This window comes from Stenotrophomonas sp. CFBP8980, from assembly GCF_034046095.1.
In the GTDB taxonomy this organism is placed as follows: Bacteria; Pseudomonadota; Gammaproteobacteria; order Xanthomonadales; family Xanthomonadaceae; genus Stenotrophomonas; species Stenotrophomonas lacuserhaii.
On the sequence record NZ_JAXCXF010000006.1, the window covers coordinates 20,643 to 35,466 of the forward strand.

13 protein-coding genes are annotated in these 14,824 nt (G+C 66.2%); 8 read left to right on the plus strand and 5 right to left on the minus strand.

Annotated features, from left to right (window positions below; translation table 11 throughout):
- Nucleotides 1-20 precede the first annotated feature (20 nt).
- The gene (gene ccmB / locus SOM47_RS13110) at nt 21-716 is read right to left on the minus strand and encodes a heme exporter protein CcmB (protein WP_101098509.1); all 696 of its coding nucleotides are present in this window, start codon (nt 714-716) and stop codon (nt 21-23) included.
- A complete protein-coding gene (gene ccmA / locus SOM47_RS13115) occupies nt 713-1,351 on the minus strand; it encodes a heme ABC exporter ATP-binding protein CcmA (RefSeq protein ID WP_101098508.1) in 639 nt (212 codons plus the stop codon). Before ccmA ends, ccmB begins: the two co-directional genes overlap by 4 nt.
- Before the next feature lie 203 nt (nt 1,352-1,554).
- Between ccmA and SOM47_RS13120 the strand changes: the two genes are divergently transcribed.
- The 3 genes from SOM47_RS13120 to SOM47_RS13130 all read left to right on the plus strand — a co-directional run bounded on the left by SOM47_RS13120 (nt 1,555) and on the right by SOM47_RS13130 (nt 4,055).
- Entirely contained in the window at nt 1,555-2,703 is a 1,149-nt protein-coding gene (locus SOM47_RS13120) for a pyridoxal phosphate-dependent aminotransferase (RefSeq protein WP_320505829.1), read from the plus strand.
- A complete protein-coding gene (locus SOM47_RS13125) occupies nt 2,700-3,527 on the plus strand; it encodes an amidohydrolase (RefSeq protein ID WP_042615196.1) in 828 nt (275 codons plus the stop codon). The genes SOM47_RS13120 and SOM47_RS13125 overlap by 4 nt, the downstream gene beginning before the upstream one ends.
- Before the next feature lie 90 nt (nt 3,528-3,617).
- On the plus strand, nt 3,618-4,055 hold the full coding sequence (locus SOM47_RS13130; RefSeq protein ID WP_320505830.1) for a hypothetical protein: 438 nt from the start codon (nt 3,618-3,620) through the stop codon (nt 4,053-4,055).
- Nucleotides 4,056-4,176: 121 nt separating this feature from the next.
- On the opposite strand, the gene SOM47_RS13135 is transcribed toward SOM47_RS13130, so the two are convergent.
- Genes SOM47_RS13135 through SOM47_RS13145 form a run of 3 tightly spaced genes read right to left on the minus strand, consistent with a single transcriptional unit; the run spans nt 4,177 to nt 7,673 of the window.
- Nucleotides 4,177-5,853, minus strand: coding sequence for a pseudouridine synthase (locus tag SOM47_RS13135; RefSeq protein ID WP_320505831.1), 1,677 nt, complete (start codon nt 5,851-5,853; stop codon nt 4,177-4,179).
- Nucleotides 5,846-6,754, minus strand: a complete 909-nt coding sequence (scpB, locus tag SOM47_RS13140) for an SMC-Scp complex subunit ScpB (protein ID WP_320505832.1) — start codon at nt 6,752-6,754, stop codon at nt 5,846-5,848. Before scpB ends, SOM47_RS13135 begins: the two co-directional genes overlap by 8 nt.
- A gap of 13 nt (nt 6,755-6,767) precedes the next feature.
- Nucleotides 6,768-7,673, minus strand: coding sequence for a segregation and condensation protein A (locus tag SOM47_RS13145; RefSeq protein WP_042615192.1), 906 nt, complete (start codon nt 7,671-7,673; stop codon nt 6,768-6,770).
- 369 nt (nt 7,674-8,042) lie between these two features.
- Between SOM47_RS13145 and SOM47_RS13150 the strand changes: the two genes are divergently transcribed.
- The 5 genes from SOM47_RS13150 (at nt 8,043) to SOM47_RS13170 (ending at nt 14,810) form a co-directional block, all read left to right on the plus strand.
- Entirely contained in the window at nt 8,043-8,342 is a 300-nt protein-coding gene (locus SOM47_RS13150; RefSeq protein ID WP_320505833.1) for a YciI family protein, read from the plus strand.
- Nucleotides 8,339-8,617 carry a BolA family protein gene (locus SOM47_RS13155; RefSeq protein WP_320505834.1) on the plus strand — a complete coding sequence of 93 codons (279 nt, stop codon included), beginning with the start codon at nt 8,339-8,341 and terminating at the stop codon, nt 8,615-8,617. The genes SOM47_RS13150 and SOM47_RS13155 overlap by 4 nt, the downstream gene beginning before the upstream one ends.
- 147 nt (nt 8,618-8,764) lie before the next feature.
- Entirely contained in the window at nt 8,765-9,829 is a 1,065-nt protein-coding gene (locus SOM47_RS13160; protein ID WP_042615189.1) for a LacI family DNA-binding transcriptional regulator, read from the plus strand.
- Nucleotides 9,830-9,905: 76 nt separating this feature from the next.
- Nucleotides 9,906-12,968 carry a TonB-dependent receptor gene (locus SOM47_RS13165; protein ID WP_042615188.1) on the plus strand — a complete coding sequence of 1,021 codons (3,063 nt, stop codon included), beginning with the start codon at nt 9,906-9,908 and terminating at the stop codon, nt 12,966-12,968.
- 237 nt (nt 12,969-13,205) lie between these two features.
- Nucleotides 13,206-14,810, plus strand: a complete 1,605-nt coding sequence (locus tag SOM47_RS13170) for a glucoamylase family protein (RefSeq protein WP_191771470.1) — start codon at nt 13,206-13,208, stop codon at nt 14,808-14,810.
- The last annotated feature ends 14 nt before the right edge of the window (nt 14,811-14,824 follow it).

The window sequence follows — 14,824 nt, forward strand, 5'->3', positions numbered from 1 at the left end:
TCCCGGTTGGTCGGTGTGGCTCAGCTCAAGGAAATGCGGATGGCGGCAGCGGTGGCCAGTGGCGCCAGCACCAGTGCCACTACCAGCCCGGCGGCGAGCATCAACAGCGCGCCATACGGATCCTGGTCGCGTGCAGCAGCGGCGACACTGCCTGCGCCGAACACCAGCACCGGTACGTACAGCGGCAAGGACAGCAACGCCACGAGGATACCAGAGCGCCGGATGCCCACCGTCAGTGCCGCCACCATGCCGCCGATCAGGCTCAACAGCGGCGTGCCCAGCAGCAACGATGCCAGCAACATCGGCAGTTGGTCATGTGGCAGATGCAGCATTTCCGCCAGCAGCGGGCTGAGCACGATCAACGGCAGGGCCGTCGTCAGCCAGTGCATCAGCACGCGCACCAGCACCAGCCAGGCCAGCGGCACCGGCGCCAGCAGCCATTGTTCCAGCGAGCCGTCTTCGGCATCGGAGCGGAACAGCGAATCCAGCGCAAGTTGCCCGGCCAGCAGCACCGCCAGCCACAGCACCGCAACCGCGTTGGCGGCCAGCTGCTGCGGATCGCGGCCGGACGCCAGTGCGAACAGCACCACCACCAGCAACGCGAACAGCACCGGTTGCAGCGCATCGCCGCGGCGGCGCCAGACCAGCCGCAGGTCACGCGTGGCCAGGGCGCGGGCGGTCTGCCACAGGCCGGGTTCGGTACCGGGCGCGATCATGCGGCTACCTGCGGCAGCGCCAACTGCAACTGCCGCGTGCGCACTGGCGGGGCGGCATACGCGCCGTGGGTGGTGACCAGCGCGGCGCCACCGCCGCGCAGGTGCGCGGAAATCATCCGGTTGACCAGGTTGATGCCCTCCAGGTCGAGGTTGGCATAGGGCTCGTCCAGCAGCCACAGCGGTGCCGGCGACAGCCACATCCGTGCCAGCGCCAGGCGGCGCTTCTGCCCCGCGGAAAGATGCCGCACCAGGGTGTCTTCATGGCCGGCCAGCCCGACCACGGCCAGTGCGCTGCCGGGCATCTGGCGCGCGCGGCGGCCATGCAGCCCGCACAGGAAATGCAGGTTCTGCAGCGTATCCAGGTCCGGCTTCATGGCGGGCAGGTGACCCAGGTAGGCGACGAAGCGCGCGCGTTCGGCGGTGCTGGCGGCGCGGCCATCGATCTCCACCCGGCCGGCGGACGGCCGCAGCAGGCCTGCCAGCACGCGCAGCAGGGTGGTCTTGCCGGCGCCGTTGTCACCCTGCACCAGCAGCGCTTCGCCGGTATCGACATGGAACTCGAGCGGCCCGAACACGCGTTCGTCATCTCGTGAGAAGCAAAGGCCATGTGCGGCCAGCAGCGCAGGGGTATTCAAGGGACACGATCTCTGCACGGCGGACGGGCCATGATTCTAGCCGCCCGCGCCGGCTTGCGGAGCGCGCGGGCAGCTGCAGGTGGGCGGCGACCCCAGCACCCGGCGGCGGCGACTCCAGCACCCGGTGGGTGACGACCGTTGGTCGTCACGCTTCACCCCCCGCAGTACACTTCACGCCTGTCTTCCGCTCCCCGCACAGGCCGATGCAACCGCAGACCAAGCTGCCCAAGGTGGGCACCACCATCTTCACCGTGATGTCCCAGCTGGCCGCCGAACACGGCGCGGTCAACCTCGGCCAGGGCTTCCCCGATTTCAGCGCGCCGCAGCGCCTGATCGATGCCACCACCCGCGCGATGGCCGAAGGACTCAACCAGTATCCGCCGATGACCGGGGTGGCGCCGCTGCGCCAGGCCATCGCGCAGAAGTCGCTGGACCTGTATGGCGCGCAGGTGGACCCGGATGCCGAGATCACCGTCACCAGCGGCGCCACCGAAGCGATCTTCAACGCCATCCACGCCGTCGTGCGTGCCGGCGAGGAAGTGATCGTGCTCGACCCCGCGTACGACTGCTATGAACCGGCGATCGACCTGGCTGGCGCACGTGCGGTGCACGTGCCACTGGACCCGCAGACCTTCGCGGTGGACTGGGACCGCGTGCGCGCGGCGATCACCCCGCGCACCCGCCTGCTGATGGTCAACACCCCGCACAACCCGTCCGGTGCGATGCTGGACGAGGCCGACCTTCAGGCGCTGGCCGACCTGCTGCGTGGGACGGACATCTACCTGATCTCCGATGAGGTGTACGAACACATCATCTACGACGGCCGTCGCCACGAGTCGGCGCTGCGACACCCGGAACTGCGCGCGCGCGCGTTTGTGATTTCCAGCTTCGGCAAGACCTACCACTGCACCGGCTGGAAGATCGGCTATGCGATCGCGCCGCCAGCGCTGAGCGCGGAATTCCGCAAAGTGCACCAGTACAACACCTTCACCAGTTTCGGCCCCGCGCAGCATGGTTTCGCCGCGATGATCCGTGACGAACCGGAGCACCACCTTGAACTGGGGGCGTTCTACCAGGCCAAGCGCGACCGCTTCCGCGAGCAGCTGGCGCAGACCCGGCTGGTGCCGCTGGCGGTGCCGGGCGGTTACTTCCAGTTGGTTGATTACTCGGCCATCAGCGACCTGCCGGACCATGAATTCGTGAAATGGCTGACCATCGAAAAGGGCGTGGCGGCGATCCCGCTGTCGCCTTTCTACGAGACGCCGCCGGCCGGGCAGCGCATCGTGCGGCTGTGCTTTGCCAAGAACGAGGCCACGCTGGATGCGGCCATTGAACGGTTGCAGCGGCTGTGAGCGCCGCCGCGCAGGACCTGCGCATCAGCCTGGTGCAGGGCGATACGCGCTGGCACGATCCGGAAGGCAACCGCGCGCATTACGCCGCGCTGCTGGCGCCGCTGGTCGGCACGACCGACCTGGTGGTGCTGCCGGAAACCTTCACCAGCGGTTTCTCCAACGCGGCGATCAGCCAGGCCGAAGACATGCACGGCCCCACCATTGCGTGGATCGTCGAGCAGGCGGTGAAACTGGGCGCGGCGGTCACCGGCAGCGTGCAGCTGCGCGAAGGCGATGCGGTCTACAACCGGCTGCTGTTTGCCACTCCGGATGGCGTTCTGCAGCAGTACGACAAGCGCCACCTGTTCCGTTACGGCGGCGAGCACGAACGCTATGCCGCCGGGCGCGAGCGCCTGAGCGTGGAGTGGAAGGGCTGGCGGATCAATCCGCAGGTCTGCTACGACCTGCGTTTCCCGGTGTTCTGCCGCAACCGCTTCGACGTGGAGCGGGCAGGGCAGCTGGATTTCGACCTGCAGATCTTCGTCGCCAACTGGCCTTCGGCGCGGGCGTACGCGTGGAAGACGCTGCTGCGCGCACGGGCGATCGAAAACCTGTGTTTCGTGGCCGCGGTGAACCGGGTGGGCGTGGATGGTAATGACCTGCACTACGCCGGTGACAGCGCGGTCATTGATTACCTGGGCCAGCCGCAGGTTGAGGTGCGCGAGGTAGAGCAGGTGGTGACCACCACGTTGTCGGCACAGGCGTTGGCCGCCCATCGCGCGCGCTTCCCGGCGATGCTGGACGCAGACCGTTTCGAACTGGACCCGCCGCCGCGCGCAGGCTGAACCGCGCAGCGGACTGGCGCGGCCGGCCCTGTCCTGACGGGGCGGCTCGCTGCTAGATTCGGCGCATCACGCATCCGGAGTATCCCCACGATGAAGAACACTGTTTCCCTGATGGCTGTGCTGTTGGCGTCGGCGTTTGCCGCTCCCGCTGCGCAGGCGGCCGGCAACATCGAATGCAGCCTGCGCTATGACCTGTCGGGCTGGTCGGTGTTCTACAAGACCGCCTCCGGCAATGGCACGATCACCTGCGACAACGGCATGCGCATGCCGGTCACGCTGAAGGTCAGGGGCGGCGGCCTTACCGTGGGCAAGTCGAAGATCGTCGATGGCACGGGCCGTTTCAGCGGGGCGTATGCCCCCGATGACCTGTTCGGCACCTATGCGGCGGTCAGCGCGCATGCCGGGGCGGTCCGCTCCAGTGGCGCGGTGGCGATGACCAAGGGCGATATCTCGCTGGCGTTGGCCGGCACCGGCAAAGGCTGGGACCTGGGGATCGACGGAACGGCGTTCACCATCGAACGGCGCTGAGCAAAGGCGTTGTAGGTGACGACCAAGGTCCTCACCCACCCGCCCGGCATGAGGGCCAGCGGCCGTCACTACCAAAAAACCCGGCCGAGGCCGGGTTTTTCTGTTGCATCACGCGAGGGGATCAGCCGCCGCGCGGACCACCGCGACCGCGGTTGCCGCCGGGACCACCCGGGCCACGGTTGCCACCCGGACCACCCGGGCCGCGATTGCCGCCGGGACCACCCGGTCCGCGGTTGCCGCCCGGGCCGCCGGCTGAGCGGTTGCCGCCCGGTCCGCGATTGCCGCTGGCCGGACGCGGGGTGCTGCCGTACGGGCTGAAGCCCGGGTTGGCGTGGTCGGACGGGAACGACGGCGCGTTGCCCGGATGACCATACGGATGCTTGTTGCCCTGGCCGCCCTGACCCTGGCCACCGCGGTTGCCACCGGCACCCGGCGACTTCGGCTTGGCATAACCGCCACGACCGCCTTCACCCTGGCCTTGGCCGTAACCACCGCCCTGGCCGGGACCGCGTGCGCCGGGACCGCGGGCTCCCGGACCACGGGCACCGGGGCCGCCGGGGCCACGGGCGCCTGGGCCGCGCGCCGCGCCCGGACCGGCGTTGCGGTGGCCACTCGGGCCGGTGCTGACGCCATCCGGCACGTACCAGCTGCGGAACGCGGCCGGATTGCCTTCCGGCAGGCCACGATCATTCTTCTGCGGGCGTGCCTTGAACGGACGCTGCGACTGCTTGGCCGCGGCTTCGCCGCTGACCGTCAAGCCACCCTTGAAACCGCCGCCGCCCTTGCCACCGCGACCACGACCGCGCTCTTCGCGCACGTTGTCGAAGCGACGCAGCTCGCGGCCTTCATCGGCGGTGTTGTGGCCGTTGACATAGGCCGTGCCCCGGCCGCCATCGCGGCCCATGCGCACGGTGGTCTTGGCCGCCCGACGCTGGCCGATCACCGGCTGCAGGGTCAGCGCGGACGGTGCGCCTTCTTCCAGGTTCAACTTGGCGCGCAGCGCTTCGACCTGGGCAGTCGGCAGTTCCACCGAATGGCCACGGGTCAGTTCGCGCGGCAGGCTGACGGTGCCATAGCGGGTACGCTTCAGGCGGCTGACCTGGCAGCCCTGCGATTCCCACAGGCGACGGACTTCGCGGTTGCGGCCTTCCTTCACCACCACGCGGAACCAGTCATGCGAATCGGTGCCGCCAATGCGCTCGACTTCATCGAACTTGGCCGGGCCGTCTTCCAGCGCGACGCCACGCTGCAGACGCAGGATGGTGTTGTCGTCGACCTTTTCCTGGCCTTCCGGGGCGCGCACGCGCACCACGTATTCGCGCTCGACCTCGAAGGACGGGTGCATCATCGCGTTGGCGAGTTCACCGTCGGTGGTGGCCAGCAGCAGGCCGGTGGTGTTGATGTCCAGGCGGCCCACGGCGATCCAGCGCGCACCCTTCAGCGCCGGCAGCGACTCGAACACGGTCGGGCGGCCTTCGGGATCTTCGCGCGTGGTCACTTCGCCTTCCGGCTTGTTGTAGATCAGCACACGCGACGGTTCGGCCAGGGCGGTGGCGACGAAGCCACGGCCATCCAGCTCGATGCGGTCGCCGCTGCGGACCGACATGCCGGTCTGCGCGACTTCGCCGTTGACCTTGACCAGGCCTTCGGCGATGCGCTGTTCCAGCGCGCGGCGCGAACCGAGGCCGGCCTGTGCCAGCACCTTGTGCAGGCGTTCTTCCAGCTTGAACTGTTCGGAGGTGGCTTCGCGCTTCAGCGACAGCTTGTTCAACGACAGCTTGCGGGGGGTATCACTCATTAACTTTGGCTCCGGCCGGCGTTTGGTCGTCGGCCTCTGGTTCGGAATCGGCTAGGTCAACAGCCACGGTCGTCTTCGCGACGGCGTTGTCTTCGCTCTCGTTCACTGGCGCCGCGCGCGTGCCCGGCGCGGTGTCGGGGTGCCCGTTGTCGCTGGGCGAAGGTGCTTGCTCATCAGGGTCTGCCGCGACGGGCGCGGCAGGGGATACGGGTCCGGCATCGGCGCCTGCGGCGGCCGGGATGCCTTCTTCATCGGTGCCACCGGCGGCCGGGGCATCGTCATCATTGGCTGCTGCACCCGGGCTGGCGGCCGTGGCGGGCTGCGGCGCATCGGGCTGGCCATCCGGACCCAGCGGCAGCTGCGGTTCCAGTTCGGCCAGGTCTTTCAGCTCGGACAGCGGCGGTAGTTCGTCCAGCCGCTTGAGGCCGAAATAATCCAGGAAGCCCTTGGTGGTGCCGAACAGCGCCGGCCTGCCAGGCACGTCGCGGTGGCCGATCACCCGGATCCACTCACGTTCTTCCAGGGCCTGGATGATGTTGCTGCTCACCGCCACGCCACGTACCTGCTCGATCTCGCCACGGGTGATCGGCTGCCGGTAGGCGATCAGCGCCAGGGTTTCCAGCGTGGCGCGGGTATAGCGCGTCTTGCGCTCGGTCCACAACCGGCTGATATGCACATGCACTTCGGCGGTGACCTGGTAACGGAAGCCGGAGGCCACCTCCACCAGTTCCACGCCACGCTCGCCGCAGGCCTCGCGCAGGGTTTCCAATGCGCGTTCCACGCTGCCTGCCGGCGCCGGCTCGTCTTCCGGGAACAGCTCCTTGAGCTGCACCAGGGTCAGCGGCTGCGGCGATGCCAGCAGTGCGCCTTCGACGATTCGGTTGATCAGCGGTTGATCCATCGGCAATTCGCGCTCACTCGGTCGGGTTGGCTGCGTCGTTGTCATCGAATTCGCTGCTGAAAGACAGCGGCTCATTGGTGTTTCCCGCCGCCAGCGACTTGACGTAGATCGCCGCCAGCGGGGCTTCCTGCACGATATCCAGCAGCTGTTCCTTGGCCAGTTCCAGCATTGCCAGGAAGGTGACCAACACGCCGAGCTTTCCTTCTTCGGCGGTGAACAGCGATTCGAAACGGTAGAACACGCCTTCTTCCATGCGGCCCAGCAGGTCGCCCATGCGCTGGCGGACACTCAGGGCCTCGCGCTTGATCGCGTGCCCGGTGAACAGCTCGGCGCGCTTGAGCACGTCGTGCAGGGCCACCAGCATTTCCTTCAGTTCCACCGGCGGCGGCAGGCGGATCGCCGCGCGGTCGGGGACGAAGGCATGCACCACGGTGGTGTCGCGGTCCTGCCGGGGCAGGCTGTCGATATCCTCGGCGGCCTGCTTGAAACGTTCGTACTCCTGCAGCCGGCGGACCAGTTCGGCGCGCGGATCGGCTTCATCGCCGTCCTCGCTGACCGGCCGCGGCAGCAACATCCGCGACTTCACTTCGGCCAGGATCGCGGCCATCACCAGGTATTCGGCGGCGAGCTCGAAACGCAGTTCGCGCATCACCGTGATGTATTCCACGTACTGCCGGGTGATCTCGGCGACGGGAATGTCCAGGACATCCAGGTTCTGGCGGCGGATCAGGTACAGCAACAGGTCCAGCGGTCCCTCGAAGGCGTCGAGGATGACTTCCAGTGCATCCGGTGGGATGTACAGGTCCTGCGGGATCTGCAGGACCGGTTGTCCATGCACCACGGCCAGCGGCATTTCCTGCTGCTGTGGGGTGGGCGGCCGGATTGACGGGGTCGCGTCTAGCGCGGTTTCAGAGGTCATCAAAGGACATCAGGATTGCAACGGACCGGTCGCGGCACCGGCCATTCCCTTCAGGCAACTGCCTGACAGACCATGGCGGAAACCAGGACACGCCGGAATCGGCGCGATTCCACACATCAATAAAGCAGGACGCACCGCACTGGCGGCAGCGACGAAACTACGGGGAGGTCGTCTACGCGGTCTGGTCGGGGGCAGCGGTTCGATCATCGGTGGCCTGCGGGGCCATGGGACCGACGGGACGCTGCGTCCAGTCACGTGCAATGCAAACAGGTTACGGCTTTGCAATGCCGGTGTCCAGTCAGGCGCAGCGCAGGGCCGGGCAGCCGCTAGAATCAGCGCCAGTTCCCGCAGGACAACAGGAGACAATCGATGTGGTACGTAATTGAAGGCTACGACGGCCAGGACGTGCTCGCGGCCCGGATCGCGGCCCGCCCGACCCACCTGGCACGGCTGCATGCCCTGCAGGAGCAGGGCAGGTTGCTGCTGGCCGGACCGTGTCCGGCGATAGACAGCGAAGATCCGGGTCCGGCGGGTTTCAGCGGCAGCGTGGTGATCGCCGGGTTCGACTCGCTGGCCGCCGCCCGCGAGTGGGCCGATGCCGACCCGTACGTGGCGGCCGGTGTCTACGTGCGCACCGAGGTACGTCCGTTCCGCAAGGTGCTGCCGTGAGCAATGCCGAGCGGATCGAGCGAATTCGTGATGCATTGCAGCATTCGCTTGCCCCCGTGCAGTTGCACATCGAAGACGACAGCCACCGTCATGCCGGGCATGCGGGAGCGCGTGACGGGCGCGGCCATTTCAACGTCAGGGTGGTCAGCGAAGCGTTCGCCGGTCTGGGTCAGTTGGCCCGACATCGCGCCATTTACGCCGCACTTGGCGACATGATGCAGACCGATATCCATGCGCTGTCGATCCAGGCGCATACCCCGGCCGAGGCTGGCTGACCCGGTGTCCCCTCCTGTCCTGTGACGTCCCGGGGACGTCCCGCCGTGGACAGCGGGCGGACGCCCCACGACCTATAGGACTAACGAAGTGTTTACATCGGACATTGGAAACGCTTACATTCCGCGCCAAGCCGTAAGGCTGGAGTCGTGGAGGGCGACTTTGTGAACAAGGCAGCGATCACCATCAAGGATGTTGCGCGGGAAGCCAAGGTCTCCGTGGCCACGGTTTCGCGCGCGCTCAATGGACACGAAAATGTCGCCGAGCCGGTTCGCCAACTGGTGCTGGAGGTGGCTGCGCGCCTGCGCTACACCCCGCACGCCGCCGCCCGCAGCCTGAGCAGCCGGCGCACCAATACCGTCGGGGTGGTGCTGCCTGATCTGTATGGCGAGTTCTTCTCCGAACTGATGCGCGGCATCGACCAGATCGCCCGTATCCGTCGCCAGCACCTGCTGGTGTCCAGTTACCACGGTGACCAGGAGCAGCAGGGCGCTGCCCTGCGGGCCATGCGCGGCCGCGTCGACGGCCTGCTGGTGCTGTCCCCGTATGCGGAAAGCCCGGGTTTCCTGACCGACAACCTGCCGCAGTCGCTGCCTACGGTACTGATCAATACCTACCTGCCCGACCAGGACCATCCTGTGTTGAGCATCGATGACCACGCCGGCGCGGTGGCGATGACCCGCCACCTGCTCGACGTCGGCCACCGCCGCATTGCCTTCATTTCAGGCCCGGACTCCAACTACGATGCGCGCGAACGCCTGCGGGGCTTCCGCGATGCGCTGGCTGCCTTTGGCAGCGATGCGCAGGGCATCGAGCTGCCCGGCGATTTCGACGAAGCTTCCGGCCATCGCGCCGGTCAGGAGTTGCTGGCAGCCGGCACGCTGCCCGATGCGGTATTCGCGGCCAACGACATGATGGCGCTGGGCTGTCTGTACGCGTTTGCCCAGGCCGGACTGAAGGTTCCCGATGACGTGGCCCTGGCCGGTTTCGATGACATTCCGCTGGCCCGTTTCGTTCACCCGTCGTTGACGACGATGCAGGTGAGTATCGCCGAACTCGGTGACATGGCGATGACGCGCCTGATGCAGTTGATGGATTCAAAAAGCACGGAAGGCGCGGGTGACAAGCAGACGCTTGTGCCGAAGCTGATCGTGCGTGATTCAAGCAAGAGTGTTGCCCGCAGGACCCAAACCCACACGCCATCCGGCCGTTGAAGCCAGAGGCGATTCCATTTTTTGTTTGACATGAAAGGGGCGGCCATCGCGGTCGCCACCACCCCCGGAGATTTTCATGACGCAGTTCAATCACCATCGTCGGATGCCGGCTCGCCGTCTTTTGACGTGCGCCCTGGTCAGCTGCCTGGCCATCGCTGCAGCACCGGACGTGATGGCCCAGTCGGCCAACGCGAGCCTGCGCGGCAACGTCGCTTCGGCCCAGGCCGGCAGCGAAGTGGTCGCCACCAATGTCGCCACCGGTTCGGTGCGACGTTCCACCGTGCGCGCCGATGGCAGCTATTCGCTGCAGGGCCTCGACCCGGGCACCTACAACGTGGTGGCCAACGGCCAGACGCAGAAGGTCACCGTGACCGTGGCTTCGGCCGCCACGCTGAACTTCTCCGGTGAAGCTGCCGCGCCCGCCGCTGCCGGCGATGCCAAGAACCTCGACACCATCACTGTCGTCGCCCCGACCCTGCTGCAGGAAGTGCGTACCTCCGAAGTCGGCAAGACCGTCAGCCTGCAGCAGATCCAGACCACGCCGCAGGTGTCGCGCAACTTCCTGGAGTTCGCCGATGCCGTGCCGGGTCTGATCTTCACCCGCGACGCCAAGGGCAATACCTCCCTGCGCGGCGGTGCGACCAACGCCGATGGCACCAACGTCTACATCGACGGCGTGGGCCAGAAGAGCTACGTCAAGGGCGGCGGCGTGGCCGGCCAGTCCGGCAGCGCCGGCAACCCGTTCCCGCAGCTGGCGATCGGCGAATACAAGGTCATCAGCGGCAACTACAAGGCCGAGTACGGCCAGGTCTCCAGCGCCGCGGTGACGGCGGCGACCAAGTCCGGTACCAACGAGTTCAAGGGTGAAACCTTCTACCGTTATACCAACGAAGACATGCGTGCCAAGACCCCGGCGGAGCGCCAGGCCGGCCAGGACAAGATGGCCTCGGCCGAGAAGGAATACGGCTTCGCACTCGGCGGTCCGATCGTCCAGGACAAGGCACACTTCTTCGTGACCTACGAAGCCAAGCGCTTCGACCTGCCGGTCACCATCGCGCCGGACGGCGCGGTCGGCGGTGCAGCCAGCCTGCTGCCGGCCGATGCCGCCGCCGGCCTCGGCCCGGCCAGCCAGCCGTTCGAGCAGGACCTGATCTTCGCCAAGATCGACTTCGAGCCGACCGACAACGATCGCATCGAGCTGACCTTCCAGGATCGCGACGAGACCCAGCAGCAGTTCAGCGGCCAGACCGCACCGGAAGCGGGTCGTGAAGTGGTCAACACCGACCGTCGTTACGCCCTGCGCTGGAACCACAGCGGCGAGCGTTACTACAACGAAGTGCTGCTCACCCACGAAGATTCGTTCAACAACCCGACCCCGCTGACGCTGGCCAACGGCATCACCTACACCGCACCGGACGGCACCGAAGACCGCACCGTGGTGAAGGTCGGTGGCGCCTCGGCGCTCGATTCGCAGGTGAAGGGCCAGAAAGGCTGGTCGATCGAAGACAACCTGACGCTGGACGGCCTGCAGTGGGCCGGCGACCACACCGTCAAGATGGGCGTGAAGTACAAGGAAATCGACCTGTACGCATCCGATGCGGCGCAGATCAACCCGACCTTCACCTACAGCCTGGGCGATGCGGACTTCCCCGATTCCATTCCGTACAAGGCGCAGTTCGTCAAGCCGGTGACCGGCGTGTCGGGCGTGTCCGGCGAAGTGCGCTCCAAGTCCAAGCAGATCGGCCTGTTCATCCAGGACGACTGGCAGGTCAACGACCACCTGCAGCTGAACCTCGGCCTGCGTTGGGACTACGAAAAGACCCCGTCCTACCTGGACTTCGTGACGCCGCGGGAAGTGGTCGACGCCATCTATTCGCAGGATCCGCGCGCTGCCGCCGGCCAGACCTACGCCGATTCGCTGGCGCTGGGCGGGTTGGACATCAGCGATTACATCAGCACCGGCAAGAACCGCAAGGCGTTCAAGGATGCCTGGCAGCCGCGCCTGGGCTTCTCGTATGACATCAACGCCGACGAGCAGCACGTGATCCACGGTGGTGCGGGCCGTTCCTACGATCGCGACCTGTTCGACAACCTGCAGCTGGAAACCACCAAGCTGGCCCTGCCGCAGCCGACCATCTACTTCCGCAACCCGGCCACCGGCAGCTGCATCAACGGCCAGGCCGCCTGCTATGACTGGAACCCGAACCTGCTCAATGGCATCGGCAACCTGCAGGCGCTGGTCGGTTCGACCAGCAATGCCGGTCTGGAAGTGGACCTGCTGAACAACAACCTCAAGGCGCCGTACTCCGATCAGTTCAGCCTGGGCATGAGCAACCAGGTCGGTGAATGGCTGACCGATGCCACCATCGCCCGCACCCTGAGCTATGACGGTTTCGCCTTCACCCTGGGCAACCGCTACCCGACCGGCCAGTTCTTCGATGACCCGCAGCTGTGCGGCGGCTCCGCGCCGGGCCTGAGCCAGGCATGGAGCTGCAACGTGCCGGGCTTCGGCAGCCTGATCATCGGCCAGCAGGGCATCAAGACCCGTGCGACCCAGGTGCTGCTGTCGGCGCAGAAGCCGTTCACCAAGGAAAGCGGCTGGGGCACCTCGGTCGCCTACACCTGGACCACCGCGCGCCACAACCGCGACATCAACGAGAAGTACGCCTTCGACCGCGGCCTGATCGAGGATTACCCGACCATCCGCTCCAACGGCGCACCGCGCCACCGCCTGGTGGTCACCGGTTCGTATGCGGGCTTCTGGGGCATCACCTTCGGCGGCAAGGTCACCCTGGCCACCCCGACCGCGGTGAACGACTGGTACAACGTGCTGCAGGCCAGCGGTTACAACCTGCCGACGCCGGGGGCCGCGGTGCCCAACGGCAACGGCAAGTTCCTGCTGGGTGGCAAGATCTTCGGCTACCGTTCGGTCGACCTGCAGGCGACGAAGACGTTCAAGATGGCGCACGATACCGAGCTGTATGCTCGCATCGACATCATCAACGTGTTCAACTTCGACAACTTCTCCACCTACAACTACACCAAGCCCGATGGCAAGCTGCTGGCCAGCTACAACGAGACCGGCGAAATCATCGGTACGCCGCGCCAGGTGAAGGCGGAGGTCGGCTTCCGGTTCTGATCCGGAACGCCTGATGCACGACGCGGTACCGCCTCCGGGCGGTACCGTGGGAAGCAATGGCGGGTCTTCGGACCCGTCCATTGCCCAGCCCACTGCCCTGGAGGGGGCAGTGGGCTGGGCAATGACCGACGGCGTCGAACCACTACGGTGGTTTTTTTTCGAGACGCGTTTGTAAACGATTTCAGGTCATTGGACGTTATGCTCTCCATTCTTGAACAGCACAAAAGGAAGGGGCCGATGCGGGTTAGCCACCTGTTGACCATCGCCGCGATCACCTTGGCCGCCGCCGGCTGCAAGCCGCAGGCCGCGCCCGAGCCGGCCAAGCCGGCGCCGCAGGTGATCCTGGTCGAAGCCGACCTGCCACCGCGTCCGATGAAGCCGGATCTGCCGCCGCTGTTCGATGACATCGAACGCCGCACCTTCCAGTTTTTCTGGGACACCAGCAATGAGATCAACGGGCTGACCCCGGACCGCTATCCCTCGCGGCCGTTCGCCAGCATCGCTTCGGTCGGCTTCGCGCTGACCGCTTATCCGATCGGCATCGAGAACGGGTGGGTCAGCCGCAACCAGGCGGTGGATCGCACGCTGACCACGCTGCGCTTCCTGCGCGATGTGCCGATGGGCCCGCAGCGCACCGGCAAGGGCGGTTACAAGGGTTTCTATTACCACTTCCTGGACATGCAGGAAGGCCACCGCTACGACAGCTGGGTGGAACTGTCTTCGGTGGATACCGCGCTGCTGATGATGGGCGTGCTGTTCGCGCAGTCGTACTACGACGGCGGCGATTCGCGCGAGAAGGAAATCCGCGACATCGCCGAGACGCTGTACAAGCGCGTGGACTGGCCGTGGCTGCAGGAGCGTTCGCCGCTGATCTCGATGGGCTGGTTCCCGGAAAGCGGCACCATCGAACACGACTGGATGGGCTACAACGAGGCGATGATCGTCTACATCCTGGCGCTGGGTTCGCCGACCCATCCGGTCAGCCCGGATGCCTGGACGGTGTGGACGCGCACCTACGACAACGACTGGGGTGTCTACCAGGGCCAGGAATACCTGTCCTTCGGTCCGCTGTTCGGCCATCAGTACAGCCATGTCTGGATCGACTTCCGCGATATCCAGGACGCGTACATGCGCGAACGCGGCAGCACGTATTTCCTCAACAGCCGTTCGGCTGCGCTGGCCCAGCGTGAGTATGCGATCAGCAACCCGATGAACTGGAAGGAATACGGCCAGAACGTCTGGGGCCTGACCGCCAGCGACGGCCCGCAGAACACCACCCAGGAATACCGTGGCGAGCAGCGCCAGTTCCGTCATTACTCTTCGCGCGGCGCCGGCCTTCGCGAGAATTTCGACGACGGCACCATCGCCCCTACCGCGGCCATTTCCTCGATCGTATTCGCGCCCGAAGAAGTGATTCCGGCGACGCAGGAAATGCACAAGCGCTTCGGTGATTACATCTATTCCAGTTACGGCTTCCTGGATTCGTTCAACCCGAGTTTCAACTACGACATCCCGATCAAGACCGGGCGCATGGTGCCTGATCGCGGCTGGGTGGCGAGTGACTACATCGGCATCGACCAGGGACCGATCCTGACCATGATCGCCAACTACCGCAATGATTTCGTGTGGGAGGTGATGAAGAAGAACCCACACATCCGCAAGGGGCTGGAGCGCGCTGGTTTCAGTGGCGGCTGGCTGACCCCGGAAGGCGAGCAGCAGCCGCTGCAGCTGGAAAAAGACGAGAAGGCCGCCGACGCACGCGCGGTCGGCATTGCAGAATCACGCGCCGCCGCGGCACAGGAACAGAAGAATGCATCGCGCAACAACAACCCGGGCAAGTAAGCCTGCGCTGGCAA